General features: G+C 68.7%; 14 protein-coding genes. 9 read left to right on the top strand and 5 right to left on the bottom strand.

The window, feature by feature from the left end; translation table 11 throughout:
• Positions 1 to 107: 107 nt before the first annotated feature.
• Entirely contained in the window at positions 108 to 1,208 is a 1,101-nt protein-coding gene (locus M1M07_RS30760) for an NAD(P)-binding domain-containing protein (protein WP_248676584.1), read from the bottom strand.
• 153 nt (positions 1,209 to 1,361) lie between these two features.
• Here M1M07_RS30760 and M1M07_RS30755 point away from each other — a divergent pair, with 153 nt between their 5' ends.
• Positions 1,362 to 2,249, top strand: a complete 888-nt coding sequence (locus M1M07_RS30755; protein WP_248676583.1) for an SPFH domain-containing protein — start codon at positions 1,362 to 1,364, stop codon at positions 2,247 to 2,249.
• A 15-nt stretch (positions 2,250 to 2,264) separates the two neighbouring features.
• Positions 2,265 to 2,495, top strand: a complete 231-nt coding sequence (locus M1M07_RS30750; protein ID WP_197252596.1) for a hypothetical protein — start codon at positions 2,265 to 2,267, stop codon at positions 2,493 to 2,495.
• A gap of 40 nt (positions 2,496 to 2,535) precedes the next feature.
• Here M1M07_RS30750 and M1M07_RS30745 read toward each other — a convergent pair whose 3' ends face one another.
• On the bottom strand, positions 2,536 to 3,525 hold the full coding sequence (locus M1M07_RS30745) for a hypothetical protein (protein ID WP_197252597.1): 990 nt from the start codon (positions 3,523 to 3,525) through the stop codon (positions 2,536 to 2,538).
• Positions 3,526 to 3,698: 173 nt separating this feature from the next.
• On the opposite strand from M1M07_RS30745, the gene M1M07_RS30740 reads away from it, so the two are divergent.
• From M1M07_RS30740 to M1M07_RS30730, 3 genes are all read left to right on the top strand, one after another.
• Positions 3,699 to 4,430, top strand: coding sequence for an enoyl-CoA hydratase (locus tag M1M07_RS30740; protein WP_248676582.1), 732 nt, complete (start codon positions 3,699 to 3,701; stop codon positions 4,428 to 4,430).
• 78 nt (positions 4,431 to 4,508) lie between these two features.
• Positions 4,509 to 5,627 carry an MBL fold metallo-hydrolase gene (locus M1M07_RS30735; RefSeq protein WP_197252598.1) on the top strand — a complete coding sequence of 373 codons (1,119 nt, stop codon included), beginning with the start codon at positions 4,509 to 4,511 and terminating at the stop codon, positions 5,625 to 5,627.
• Between the two features lie 106 nt (positions 5,628 to 5,733).
• Positions 5,734 to 6,234, top strand: coding sequence for a hemerythrin domain-containing protein (locus M1M07_RS30730; RefSeq protein WP_197252599.1), 501 nt, complete (start codon positions 5,734 to 5,736; stop codon positions 6,232 to 6,234).
• A 40-nt stretch (positions 6,235 to 6,274) separates the two neighbouring features.
• Here M1M07_RS30730 and M1M07_RS30725 read toward each other — a convergent pair whose 3' ends face one another.
• Together M1M07_RS30725 and M1M07_RS30720 are read right to left on the bottom strand one after the other, a co-directional pair.
• Positions 6,275 to 6,778 carry a DUF2029 domain-containing protein gene (locus tag M1M07_RS30725; RefSeq protein ID WP_197252600.1) on the bottom strand — a complete coding sequence of 168 codons (504 nt, stop codon included), beginning with the start codon at positions 6,776 to 6,778 and terminating at the stop codon, positions 6,275 to 6,277.
• Complete coding sequence (locus tag M1M07_RS30720; RefSeq protein WP_197252601.1) at positions 6,775 to 6,996, bottom strand: helix-turn-helix transcriptional regulator; 222 nt, start codon at positions 6,994 to 6,996, stop codon at positions 6,775 to 6,777. The genes M1M07_RS30725 and M1M07_RS30720 overlap by 4 nt, the downstream gene beginning before the upstream one ends.
• A 100-nt stretch (positions 6,997 to 7,096) precedes the next feature.
• Here M1M07_RS30720 and M1M07_RS30715 point away from each other — a divergent pair, with 100 nt between their 5' ends.
• Together M1M07_RS30715 and M1M07_RS30710 are read left to right on the top strand one after the other, a co-directional pair.
• Positions 7,097 to 8,482, top strand: a complete 1,386-nt coding sequence (locus tag M1M07_RS30715; RefSeq protein ID WP_248676581.1) for a cytochrome P450 — start codon at positions 7,097 to 7,099, stop codon at positions 8,480 to 8,482.
• Between the two features lie 11 nt (positions 8,483 to 8,493).
• Positions 8,494 to 8,682: a hypothetical protein gene (locus M1M07_RS30710; protein ID WP_248676580.1), complete on the top strand. Its 189-nt coding sequence runs from the start codon at positions 8,494 to 8,496 to the stop codon at positions 8,680 to 8,682.
• A 16-nt stretch (positions 8,683 to 8,698) separates the two neighbouring features.
• Here M1M07_RS30710 and M1M07_RS30705 read toward each other — a convergent pair whose 3' ends face one another.
• Positions 8,699 to 9,310 (bottom strand): flavodoxin family protein, encoded by a 612-nt coding sequence (locus M1M07_RS30705; RefSeq protein ID WP_248676579.1) that lies wholly within the window; start codon positions 9,308 to 9,310, stop codon positions 8,699 to 8,701.
• A gap of 96 nt (positions 9,311 to 9,406) precedes the next feature.
• Between M1M07_RS30705 and M1M07_RS30700 the strand changes: the two genes are divergently transcribed.
• Both M1M07_RS30700 and M1M07_RS30695 read left to right on the top strand, forming a co-directional pair.
• Positions 9,407 to 11,884, top strand: coding sequence for a cation-translocating P-type ATPase (locus M1M07_RS30700; protein ID WP_248676578.1), 2,478 nt, complete (start codon positions 9,407 to 9,409; stop codon positions 11,882 to 11,884).
• A 58-nt stretch (positions 11,885 to 11,942) separates the two neighbouring features.
• Positions 11,943 to 12,180, top strand: a 238-nt coding sequence (locus M1M07_RS30695) for an antitoxin (protein WP_248676577.1), incomplete at its 3' end; no start/stop codon positions are given.

Here is a 12,180-nt window from a genome sequence, read left to right as displayed (position 1 = left end):
GGGTGGGGGTGGGGGCGGTACCACCGTGTCGACGGCGGTCGGTGCGGACAGCGTCAGGCTCGCGGCCGTGGCGAGTCCGACGACCAGCATCGACAGGCCGCGCATGCTCACCTCGCGGAGGCTTCCGTTTCGAGGTGGTCGACGAGTTCGCGGGCCGCGGCCCGGCCGGCGCGGTTCGCGCCGATCGTCGACGCCGACGGACCGTACCCGACGAGGTGGATGCGCGGATCGACGGCGACCTGGGTCGCGAGCCGGCCGGTCATGGTGATTCCGCCGCCGGGGTTGCGCAGGCCGAGCGGTGCCAGATGGTCGAGGGAACTGCGGAATCCGGTGCACCACAGGATGACGTCGACGTCCAGCTCTCGACCGTCCGGCCATCGGACACCGTGCTCGGTGATCTCCGAGAAGATCGGAAGATGTTCGAGCACACCGCGTTCGCGGGCGGCACGGATGGCCGGGGTGAGTGGGAGACCGGTCACCGACACCACCGATCCCGGAGGCAACCCGTGCCGGACCCGGTCCTCGACCACCGCGACCGCGGCCCGCCCCTCCTCGGGAGTGAATTCCTCGTCGCGCCAAGCAGGTTCGCGTCGGGTGACCCAGGTGGTTTCGGTGACGCGGGAGATCTCGTCGAGCAGTTGCACCGCGGAGATGCCGCCGCCGACGACGAGGACGTGCTTGCCCGCGAATTCGTCGGCCGTCCGGTAGTCCTTGGTGTGCAGTTGCCGGCCGCGGAACCGTGCGGCGCCGGGATACCACGGCACGAACGGGTGCTCCCAGGTGCCGGTCGCGTTGATGATGCCGCGCGCGGCATACACGCCGTGATCGGTTTCCACGCGCAGGTATTCGCCGCGGTCGCACACGACGATCACCTGGACGGGCCGGCGCACCGGAAGGTGGTAGCGCTGCTCGTAGGCGCGGTAGTACTCCGGGACCGCCGCGGCGGCGGGTACCTTCCCGTCGGTGGTGTCGACGGCCTCGGCGAACGAGGATCCGGGCAGGTCGTGGAGTCCGTTGACGGTGTCGAGAGTCAGCGTCGGCCAGCGGTGCTGCCATGCCCCGCCGGGGCCGAACGACCGGTCCAGTACCACGAACCCGCTGTCCGGTTCCTTGCCGAACTTCTGCAGGTAGTAGCCCGCCGACAGCCCGGCCTGCCCGGCTCCGATCACGACGATGTCCACGAACGTGTCGGGATCACCGGTCGTCATCGTGTCCGCTCCCTGTCGTGGGTTGGTCTGTGGCAATCATGATGCCAACTGTCCGGGCGGTCCACCGGGCTATGACTCCGAGCCCTCGAAACCACGGGTGGAAATGTGATATCACTTTAATATCGCATTACCGACCACGACGAGGAGCGCGCCATGGCCGCAACGCAATCGACGATCACCGAACGCCCCGGGCGTTCCCGCAACGGCTGGCTGGTGCTCGGCATCGGGCTCCTCGTCGAACTGGCCGGCGTCGGGTTGATCGTGCTGGGTGCACTGCAGACGAACATTCCGCTGATCGTCGCCGGTGCCGTCCTGGTCGTGCTCGCGAGCGCCGCCCTCGCCGGTCTCGTGCTGGTCGAACCGAACCAGGCGCGCGTGCTGCAGCTGCTCGGCGGCTCCTACGCGGGCACACTCCGGGAACCGGGACTGCGCTGGATGAACCCGCTCAACACCCGCCGCAGGATCTCCACCCGGATCCGCAACCTCGAGACCGGCAAGGCGAAGGTCAACGACGCGGACGGCAACCCCATCGAGATCTCGGCGGTCATCGTGTGGCAGGTCCAGGACACCGCCCGCGCCGTCTTCGACGTCGACGACTTCGAGGAGTTCGTCGCGGTCCAGACCGAAGCCGCCGTTCGTCACATCGCCGGCAGCTACCCCTACGACGCGCCCGCCGACACGATGTCGCTGCGTCAGAATGCCGCCGAGATCACCACCAAGCTGTCCGAGGAGGCCGCCGAGCGCGTCCGGTCGGCCGGCGTGCACGTCGTCGAATCGCGCATCAACCAGCTCGCCTATGCCCCGGAGATCGCACAGGCCATGCTGCGCCGCCAGCAGGCGGGCGCGGTCATCGCCGCCCGGGAGCAGATCGTCATGGGCGCGGTCGGGATGGTCGCCACCGCCCTCGATCAGCTCGAGCGCGAGCACACCGTCGAACTCGACGAGGAACGCAAGGCCGCGATGGTCAGCAACCTGCTCGTCGTACTCTGTGGGGACCAGGGTGCCCAGCCCGTCGTCAACACCGGTTCGCTCTACCAGTAGTCAGGTCCGATCCGCATGGCCGAACGCAAGAAGCTGCTGCTACGGCTCGATCCGGCGGTCCACGACGCGCTGGCGAGGTGGGCGGGCGACGAGCTGCGCAGCACCAACGCGCAGATCGAGTTCCTGCTGCGGCGCGCGTTGACCGAGGCCGGCCGGATGCCCGGCCATGTGGAGAAGATCCGCCGGCCCGGTCGCCCGGCGAAGACCGACCGCGCCGAGCCGACCCCGGACGACACGGACGAGTGACGGGACGGAAATCCTTGCCCCGCAAGATGTTCGGATCGGATCACCGTGTCGCACGCCGGACGGTCACCGTGAACACCGAATCCGTGGGCAGTCGCGGCGTCGGCTTCGGACGGTTCTCCGGCGCGGTCGTGCCGACACGGACCAGTGCCTGCGGGCATCCGCCCTCGGGCAGCAACGTGCGGATCATCTCCCGGCTCTGCCCGAACTCGGTCACGTGGGTGAGCGGGCACGTGGCCAGGCGATCGACGGTGGCCTCGAGCAATACCGCCGACAGTGCCTCGCCCGCTCGGAGCCAGTCCTCGCACGTGTTTCCTTCGGTGCTGACCACGATGACGGTCGAGCGGTCGGTCTCCGGGGCGTCGCCCGAGGTGCGGCTGCCCGCCGGGAACCGGCGGCCGATCTCGACGCGCGCGCTCTGCTCCGCCGTGGCGAGCGCCTCCGGGGGAATTCCGAGGGATTCGACGGAATGGCCGGTCCACCAATGGAGTTCGGTCTGATACGCAGTGTCGTAGCGTCGCATCGCAGCGGTGAGCTCGGTGGCGGCACCGAGGACCTGGCGAGCATCCTCCGGCAACACCGTCACCCTCGTTCTCGGGTGGAGCACCTCCCGGAGCGGTCCGGGGAAGCCGGTGCCGGTCGACGGCGGCGCGAACGGCCTGCGGTCGGAATAACGCCTGCGGATCGCGGCCACGAGATCGAAATCGTGCGATGCCGGTCGAGCGCCGTGGCTGAACCGGATGCTGGCCAGATGATTGGAATGTTCTCCCACCGGCAGGCGGTCGATCTCGGTGGACCACTTCAACGCGGTCGCCGCGATCTGCAGGTGATGGAGGGCGGCGCCACAGCTCAGGACGAGTTGCCGCGCGGACGGATCCGTCGACGGCAACAGGCGGCTGCGGTCGCTGAAGAGGTCGAGGCGCCCGTCGGAATACGTCCACCGCCACGGTTGGCTGTTGTGCACCGACGGTGCGCGGCAGGCGAGATCGACTGCCATCCTGACCGTGTTCACATCGGGAATCCGTGGGTCCATGACCACTCCTGGGAGTGCAGCCCGCCGTACAGCCGACGAGTGTGCTGATCCGCTCCCCATCATTGTTCGCCGCCCCTGATTTTACCGCGAGCGACAGGCGCGACCGCGTGGAACGCTCAGGCTCGCCGGATGGGATGATGCCTGCGCCAGGATCGGAAGGTGAGGCAAGGAACATGATCGGGATCAGCCGCGACGGTGACGTCGTCACGATGAAACTGCAGCGCGCCGAGCGGCGGAACGCGCTCAACACCGAGATGTGTGTGCAACTCCGCGAGTGCATCGAGCAGGCCGTCGAGGACGACGCGCGCGTCGTCGTCATCACCGGTGAAGGACCGGCGTTCTGCGCGGGTGCCGATCTGTCCGGTGACGTGTACGCGGAAGGGTTCCTCGACAGCCTCACCGAGATGCTCACGACCATCGAGACCGCGCCGATCCCGGTGATCGCCGCCGTCAACGGCCCCGCGATCGGGGCCGGTACCCAGCTCGCGCTCGCGTCGGATCTGCGGGTGGTCGCGCCGAAGGCCCGGTTCGCGGTGCCCGCCGCCCGACTCGGCATCTCGGTGGACCGATGGACCGTACGCCGGCTGGCGACGCTCATCGGTGGGGGAGCCGCCCGCGCGGTGTTCCTCGCCGCCGATTCGATCCACGCGGACGAAGCGCTCGCGCGGGGCCTGGCCAACCGGATCGGCGACCTCGAGGCGGCGCAGGCATGGGCGCAGGAGATCGCGGCACTCGCGCCGCTGTCGCTGCGCGCGATGAAACTGTTCCTCAACGACGACGGCACCCGCGACGAACCGTCGCCGGAACAGATGTCGGCGCTGGCCGCGGCATGGCTGAGCGAGGACGCACAAGAGGCGCGCGTCGCGCGCGCCGAGAAGCGCGATCCCGTCTTCCGCGGAAAGTAGCCGCCCGCACCTCGGGCACGACGCCCAATCCCCATTTCGATCCGAGAGGGATCGGGAGACGCGCCCTACAGTGGTGTGGTGAGCGTCAAACAGGCTGCCTCGTCCGCCCTCGCCGGAGCCGGATTGCTGTGGGTGGCGCGTGCCGCCCGCGGTCTGCCGACCTCGATCGGTGCGTCCGTCGCCGACATCCGGCCGTACGCGGCGGGTTCGCCCCGCTATCGCGACGGCCGGTTCCACAACTCCGAGCCGAGCAGCACGCTCGGTCCGGAGGCGGGCGGTGGTTTCCTCAAGGACATCCTGACCCGCGGGTCCGTCGGAACGCCGCGGACGGAGGTGCCGCTCGCACCGCCGCTCGCGCCGGTGGACGCCGCCGAGCTGGCGGTCACCTGGTACGGACATTCCAGCGCGCTCGTCGAGATCGACGGGCACCGCATTCTCGCGGACCCGGTGTGGAGCGATCGGGTGTCGCCGTCGGAGACGATCGGGCCCGCCCGCATGCATCCGGTGCCGGTGCAGCTCGCCGAACTGCCCCGCATCGACGCGGTGGTGATCTCCCACGACCACTACGACCACCTCGACCGCCGCACCGTCGAAATGCTTGCCGCCACGCAACGCGACATCCGGTTCCTGGTGCCGCTCGGTGTCGGCGCGCACCTGCGCCGGTGGCGGGTTCCGGAGGAGCGGATCGTCGAACTCGACTGGGATCAGCACACCGAGGTCGGGGAGCTGACGATCACGTGCACCGAGGCCCGTCACTTCTCCGGTCGCGGATTCGCGCGGGACATCACGCTGTGGTCGTCGTGGGTGATCGCCGGTCCGACGCGCCGTGTGTTCTTCGGGGGCGACAGCGGATACACGAGGCGGTTCGCCGACGTCGGGGACCGGTACGGTCCGTTCGATCTGACGCTGCTGCCGGTCGGCGCGTACGACCGTCGCTGGCCGGACATCCACATGAACCCCGAGGAAGCAGTGCGAACGCACGGTGACCTCGGTTGCGTGGACCGCCCCGGCAGTCTGCTCGTGCCCGTGCACTGGGGCACCTTCAACCTCGCCTTCCATGCGTGGTCCGAGCCGATCGCGCGGCTGTTGCCGGCAGCGCAGGCCGCCGGGGTCGCGACCGCGGTCCCGATGCCGGGGCAGCGGGTCGACGCGCTCCGGCCGGGTGCCCAGCATCCGTGGTGGGTGTCCCTCGGCTGAGACTTCGCACGATGTGCCGTTTGCCCGACTCCTGCCGTGGGTACCAAGGAGCACACGGATTCCGCGTCCGGCTCGGGTGGCCGGACCCCGGCGCGAGGAGGTTCTGATGTCGACGGATGCCATCGTGATTCTCAAGGACGATCACAAGGAGATTCGACGGTTGTTCCGTGCCTTCCGGGGTGCGGGTGAGAACGCGGAGAAGGAGAAGGGGCAGCTCGTCGACAAGATCATCGAGGCGTTGACCGTGCACACCTACATCGAGAACGAGTGCATGTATCCGAAGGTCCGCGATCTCCTGCCGGACCTGGAGGAAGACGTTCTCGAGTCCTACGAGGAACACCACGTCGCCGACGTGCTCGTCACCGAGCTGGCGGGAATGTCGCCTTCCGACGAGCGATTCGACGCCAAGGCCACGGTGCTGATCGAGAACGTCGAGCACCACATCGAAGAGGAAGAGGAAGAGTGGTTCCCGCAGGTTCGTGAGCAGCTCGGCCGTAAGAAGCTGCAGGAGATCGGTGCGGAGATGCTCGAACTGAAGAAGAAGGCGCCGCGCTCACCGGCCCAGCCGTCGGCGCTCAAGAAGACGGTCGACGCCGTTCTGGCCTGAACCTGTTCCGGTGCAACGGAAGTCCGGGGAAGAAGCGCGCTCACATGTCCTCGGCGTCGCGCGCTTCTTCCTCGGCGATCCGGCGGGCGTCGCGGCGCCTGCGCCATGCGATGATCGCGAAAACCGCTGCCGCACCGCAGATCCCGCCGACGATCATCCCGAGCCACGTTTCCGGATCCTGGTCGAGCGGTGCGGACAGGCGGGCGTAGATGCCGACCGCCCCCGCGATGTACAGCGCAGCGGCGAAGATGGCGCGGGGGCGCCACGTCTTGGCGGAGGCGTACACGTCGACGTCCTGGGAGCGTGCGTAGGCGGCGGTGACGATCGAGACCACGAACCACGCGAGGATGATGCCGAGTGCGGTCCACGCGCCGACGCGTCCGGCGACCCACGGGAGGACGGCCGTCGCGACGAGCGCAATCCATTGGGTCAGTTGGAATCCCACTGCGGACGCTTCGTTCCAGACGTCACGCTGACGTTCGTCGCGGTAGAAGTCGTCGTCGAGATCCCCGATCACGCGAGCGGCCTTGACGAATGCGGTCATGGGGAGTCCTCCTCGGTGAGTGGAAACAGATCTTCGACGGTGGTGCCGAGGGTGCGGGCAAGCCGTAATGCGAGGTAGACGCTCGGCGCATAGTCGCCCTTCTCGGTGGACACGATGCTCTGACGGCTGACGCCGACCCGCTCGCCCAGTTCGGCCTGGGTGATCCGCAGTTGCTTGCGGAACTCGCGAACTCGGTTGCTTCCCGGTGTGCCTGCCACGAGTGGAAGTCAAGCATCCTTGTCATCCGGTGTCAAGAGTGCTTGTCTTTTCCTGACCCAGGCTCGTTTCGCGGGAAGGCGGAGCGGGTACCAGTGCGTCATGGCGACACCCGCAGGTACCGCACATTCGACGTCCGCGACCGGCCCGGCCGTGAGCGGCCTCCGGGCGCTGCGTCTGGTCGCGACCCTCGGCTTCCCGTCGGTCGCCGCCGGGGTGATCGCCCGTAGGTCCCGGTCGATGGCGCTGCTGGAACGGTTCGGCGCCGACGCGTCCGCCGTGCACGCACTGCGCCGGCTGCGTGCGGAACACGGCTCCGGGCCGCTGCGGATCGAATTGCCCGGCAGGCGGCTGGCGGTCGTGCTCGACCCGGCCGACGTCGGCAGGATCCTCGAGGGCTCGCCGGACCCGTTCGACCCTGCCACCCGGGAGAAGAAGGGTGCACTCTCGCCGTTCCAGCCGCACGGTGTGCTCATCTCGCAGGGCTCCATCCGCTCCGAACGCCGCCGGCTCAACGAAGAGGCACTCGACACCGCGCACATCCTGCATCGCCTGGCCGAACCGATCGTCGAGGTCGTCGACGGGGAGGCGTGCGCCCTCCTCGAATCGGCGATCCGCACCGGCACTCTCGACAACGACGAGTTCACCCGAACCTGGTGGCGCATCGTTCGCCGGATCGTCCTGGGCGACTCCGCCGCCGAGGACAACGACATCACCGACAGATTGAAAAAGCTTCGCGCGAACGGGAACTGGTCCTATTTCATTCCCGAGCGGAGCCGTCTTCGCGACCGCTTCACCGAAGACCTGTATCGCTACGTGGACCGGGCCGAGCCGGGTTCGCTCGCCGGAGCACTCGCCGCGCTACCCGCCGGAGGTGCGACCGATCCGGTCGGTCAGATTCCGCACTGGCTGTTCGCGTTCGACGCCGCGGGCATGGCCGCTGCGCGCACGCTCGCGCTGTTCGCCGGTCACCCGGGGCAGCGCGGGACCGCACGCGCGGAGATCGCCGCCGGTGACGCCGAGAAGCCGCAGCCCTACCCGTATCTGAGGGCCGCCGTACTCGAATCGGTGCGTCTGTGGCCGACGACGCCGATGATCCTGCGGGACTCCACCCGCGACACGGTGTGGGGCCCGGAGCAGGAGCGGTTCACCATTCCCGCCGGCACCGGATTCATGATCCTCACCGCCGGTTTCCACCGCGACGGCGAGACCGTGTCGTTCGCCGACGAGTTCGTCCCCGAGGTGTGGCTGGACGGACGCGCGGAGAGACGTCCGGAACTGGTGCCGTTCAGCGCCGGACCGGCGGCGTGCCCCGGCCGCAACCTCGTGCTGCTGGTGACCAGCACCCTGCTGGCGCGGATGCTCGCCGCTGCGGACTTCCGGGTCGTCTCCGATCCGGTGCCGGCCCCCGACCGTCCGTTGCCGAACACGTTCGACAACTTCGGGCTGAAATTCGAGGTGGCGCGCACCGCCGGTGCGCCCCGGTGAGGAGTAGCGACATGAACGCGTCCGGCAAGCACGACGAGGACGAGGGCTTCCACCGGGTGTCACCCGACCCCGAGGAAACCCCGCAGGACGACGATCTCGAATCGGATCACGGGGATCGGCCCGACAGCGGCACCGACGCCGGCCAGGAGGCGACGGATCCGGCGCGCCGGGCAGGAGAAGAAGGCGGGGCCGGCGAGTAGTGACGGGGGCCGGTCCTCACTCGGCCGGCGGATACGGATCCTTCAGCAGTACGCGGGCGAGATGTGCCGTGTTGCGGGCGAGGGTCGCCGTCGCCGAGGCGACCGCGTCGGGCACGGAGTCGAGGTCGTTGTAGTCACCGGGCGTCATCGCTTCGCCGTTCCAGTACGTGCACCCCTGCGCCGGGATCGTGTACCCGCAGTCGTCGAGCGCCTGGAACAGACTCGCCACGATCGCGTGTGCCCCGTCCTCGTTGCCGACCACCGCCGCGACCGCGACCTTCCCGAACAGGATCGGGCGGCCCTCGTCGTCCGTCTCGGAGAGTTCGGCATCGAGTCGTTCGAGCGCCCGTTTGGCCACGCTCGACATCTGGCCGAGCCACGTGGGGGTCGCGATCAGCAGGATGTCGGCGTCGAGGATGCGCCGTCGGACGTCCGGCCATCGGTCGCCGTTCCCCATATCGGCCTCGACGCCGGGACGGATGTCGAGATCGACCAGCCGGATCGCCTCACCGGTCACGTCGTACTTGCCGAGCTCGGCGAGGACGTGCTCGGTGATCAGATCGCTGCTCGACGCGGCCGGGGACGGCTTGAGCGTGCAGACCAGTGCGAGCGCCTTCAGAGATGTCATGCCGTCGCGGGTACCCGTGCCGCTTCGCGGGTGAAACGCGGTCCTGCCGCTCGGTGCGCGATCGCAACTTCCCCGCGCTGGCATAGCCTGTTCTTCATGTCAGTTGAAGAGCCCACCGCGGTCGTCGGTGCCGGTGAGACGGTCGTGACCGATCCCGCCCATGTCGCCGGCGGCCTGACCACCGAGCAGGTCGCCGAACGTGTGGCGCGGGGCGAGACGAACGACGTTCCCGATCGCGCGTCCCGGTCCGTCAAGGACATCGTCCGCGCGAACGTGTTCACGCGGATCAACGCGATCCTCGGTGTGCTGTTCCTCATCGTGCTGTCCACCGGCTCGATCATCGACGGCATGTTCGGCCTGCTGATCGTGGCGAACAGCGGCATCGGAATCATCCAGGAGATCCGCGCGAAACGGACCCTGGACAAGCTCGCGATCGTCAGCCAGACCAAGCCGGTCGTACGGCGCGACGGACGGTCCGCCGAGCTCGCCCCGCGCGAGGTGGTGCTCGACGACATCATCGAACTCGGTCCCGGCGACCAGTTGGTGGTCGACGGTGTCGTCGTCGAATCCGAGGGCCTCGAGCTCGACGAGTCGCTGCTCACCGGCGAATCCGACAACGTCGACAAGGCGCCCGGCGCGACGGTGATGTCCGGCAGTTTCGTCGCGTCGGGCAGTGGTGCCTACCGTGCGACGAAGGTCGGTCGCGATGCCTACGCGGCGCGGCTGGCCGAGGAGGCCAGCAAGTTCACGTTGGTGCACTCGGAACTGATGGCCGGCATCAACAAGATCCTGAAGTTCATCACCTACCTGATGATCCCGGCGGGTCTGCTCATCATCTACAACCAGCTGTTCTCGAGCGGCGAGTCGCTCGGTCCCGCGCTGAGCGGCATGGTGGCCGCGCTCGTGCCGATGGTTCCCGAAGGCCTCGTGCTGATGACGTCGATCGCGTTCGCGGTCGGGGTGGTCCGGCTCGGGCAGCGCCAGTGTCTCGTGCAGGAACTGCCGGCCATCGAGGGCCTGGCCCGCGTCGACGTGGTGTGCGCGGACAAGACCGGAACCCTCACCGAGAACGGGATGCGGCTGGCCGAGATCGTGCCGATCGACGGCGCGGACGAGAACACGGTCCGCGCCGCGCTCGCGGCGATGGCCGGCGACGATCCGCGCCCGAACGCGAGCGTCGCCGCGATCGCGGAGGCCCTGCCCGACGATCCGGGTTGGGGTGCGGCGACCGCGACCGCCCCGTTCTCGTCGGCGAAGAAGTGGAGCGGCCAGTCCTACGGTGCCCACGGCAACTGGCTGCTCGGCGCCCCCGACGTGCTGCTCGATCCGGCATCCGACGCCGCCCGCAAGGCCGAGGAGATCGGCGCGCAGGGGCTGCGGGTGCTGCTGTTCGCCGAGAGCGACCGTCCCGTCGAGGACGAGGCCGCGCCGGGCACCGTCACCCCTCGTGCGCTGGTCGTGCTGGAGCAGCGGGTGCGGCCCGACGCGAGGGACACCCTCGAGTACTTCGCCGGGCAGAAGGTCGACGTCAAGATCATCTCCGGTGACAACGCGGTGTCGGTCGGCGCGGTCGCGTCGTCGCTGGGTCTTTCGAACGGGGATCGGCCGGTCGACGCGCGCACCCTCCCCGAGGACCCCGACGAGCTCGCCGAGACCGTCGCGTCCGCGACCACGTTCGGCCGGGTGCGGCCCGATCAGAAGCGCGCGATGGTCGGGGCGTTGCAGTCGCGTGGGCACACCGTCGCGATGACCGGCGACGGCGTGAACGACGTGCTGGCCCTCAAGGACGCCGACATCGGAGTCGCGATGGGCTCGGGCAGCCCCGCAACCCGCGCGGTCGCGCAGATCGTGCTGCTGGACAACAAGTTCGCGACCCTGCCGCACGTGGTGGGGGAGGGCCGCCGCGTCATCGGCAACATCGAACGGGTTTCCAACCTGTTCCTCACCAAGACGGTGTACTCGGTGCTGCTGGCGTTCTTCGTCGGGGTCTCCGGGGTGCTGTCGCAGCTGTTCGACTTCGATCCACTGCCCTATCCGTTCCTGCCGCGGCACGTGACGATCGCCGCCTGGTTCACCATCGGCATCCCGGCGTTCCTGCTGTCGCTGGCCCCGAACAACGAGCGTGCCCGGTCCGGGTTCGTGCCCCGCGTGATGCGGCTGGCGATTCCGTCGGGCGTGATCATCGGTGTCGCGACGTTCGTCTGTTACGTGCTCGTGTACGGGGGACCGGAGCAGACCGAGCAGCAGAAGATCCAGGCCGGTACGTCCGCGCTGATCACCCTGATCATGATCGCGCTGTGGGTGCTCGCGGTCGTCGCCCGGCCGTATCAGCTTTGGAAGATCGTGCTGTTGATCGGATCGGTGCTCGGCTACGTGATCCTGTTCACGGTGCCGTTCTGCCGCGAGTTCTTCGCGCTGGACCCCTCGGACCTCGGATACACGACGATCGCGTTCGTGTGCGGCGCCGTCGGTGTGTTCCTGGTGGAGGTCTCGTGGTGGGTCACCGGGCGTCTGCACGGCGAGCACCGCCGCCTGTTCGCCGCCCCGGACGATCTGCTCCCGGGCGTACACTGACCGGCGTATTGCGAACACCCTCGGCAAGAACCATCCGCTTCGACGGAAGGAACAGCAGATGGGCTTCATGGATACGTTGAAGGGCTTGGTCGGCAAGGGCAAGGACTACGCCGCCCAGAATCCCGACAAGGTCGGTTCGGCCATCGACAAGGCCGGCGATCAGGTGGACGAGAAGACCGGCGGCAAGTACGCCCAGCATGTCGACAAGGCGCAGGACGCGGCGAAGAAGCATCTCGGTGCCACCGGTGGCCAGGACGCGGGCACACCGCCGCCGGGTGCGCCGCCTGCCCAGCCCC

It is taken from the genome of Rhodococcus sp. HM1 (assembly GCF_023218075.1).
Taxonomy (GTDB): Bacteria; Actinomycetota; Actinomycetes; order Mycobacteriales; family Mycobacteriaceae; genus Rhodococcus.
Note: the sequence above shows the minus strand (reverse complement) of the source record. Positions and strands in the feature narration are given on the sequence as shown.

What these genes read in the sequence shown, in the direction of transcription:
- M1M07_RS30725 (WP_197252600.1), bottom strand. Translation starts at nt 6,778, where the DNA reads ATGACCGCATTCGTCAAGGCCGCTCGCGTGATCGGGGATCTCGACGAC.
- M1M07_RS30710 (WP_248676580.1), top strand. Translation starts at nt 8,494, where the DNA reads ATGAACGCGTCCGGCAAGCACGACGAGGACGAGGGCTTCCACCGGGTG.
- M1M07_RS30715 (WP_248676581.1), top strand. Translation starts at nt 7,097, where the DNA reads ATGGCGACACCCGCAGGTACCGCACATTCGACGTCCGCGACCGGCCCG.
- M1M07_RS30755 (WP_248676583.1), top strand. Translation starts at nt 1,362, where the DNA reads ATGGCCGCAACGCAATCGACGATCACCGAACGCCCCGGGCGTTCCCGC.
- M1M07_RS30750 (WP_197252596.1), top strand. Translation starts at nt 2,265, where the DNA reads ATGGCCGAACGCAAGAAGCTGCTGCTACGGCTCGATCCGGCGGTCCAC.
- M1M07_RS30740 (WP_248676582.1), top strand. Translation starts at nt 3,699, where the DNA reads ATGATCGGGATCAGCCGCGACGGTGACGTCGTCACGATGAAACTGCAG.
- M1M07_RS30730 (WP_197252599.1), top strand. Translation starts at nt 5,734, where the DNA reads ATGTCGACGGATGCCATCGTGATTCTCAAGGACGATCACAAGGAGATT.
- M1M07_RS30745 (WP_197252597.1), bottom strand. Translation starts at nt 3,525, where the DNA reads ATGGACCCACGGATTCCCGATGTGAACACGGTCAGGATGGCAGTCGAT.
- M1M07_RS30700 (WP_248676578.1), top strand. Translation starts at nt 9,407, where the DNA reads ATGTCAGTTGAAGAGCCCACCGCGGTCGTCGGTGCCGGTGAGACGGTC.
- M1M07_RS30760 (WP_248676584.1), bottom strand. Translation starts at nt 1,208, where the DNA reads ATGACGACCGGTGATCCCGACACGTTCGTGGACATCGTCGTGATCGGA.
- M1M07_RS30705 (WP_248676579.1), bottom strand. Translation starts at nt 9,310, where the DNA reads ATGACATCTCTGAAGGCGCTCGCACTGGTCTGCACGCTCAAGCCGTCC.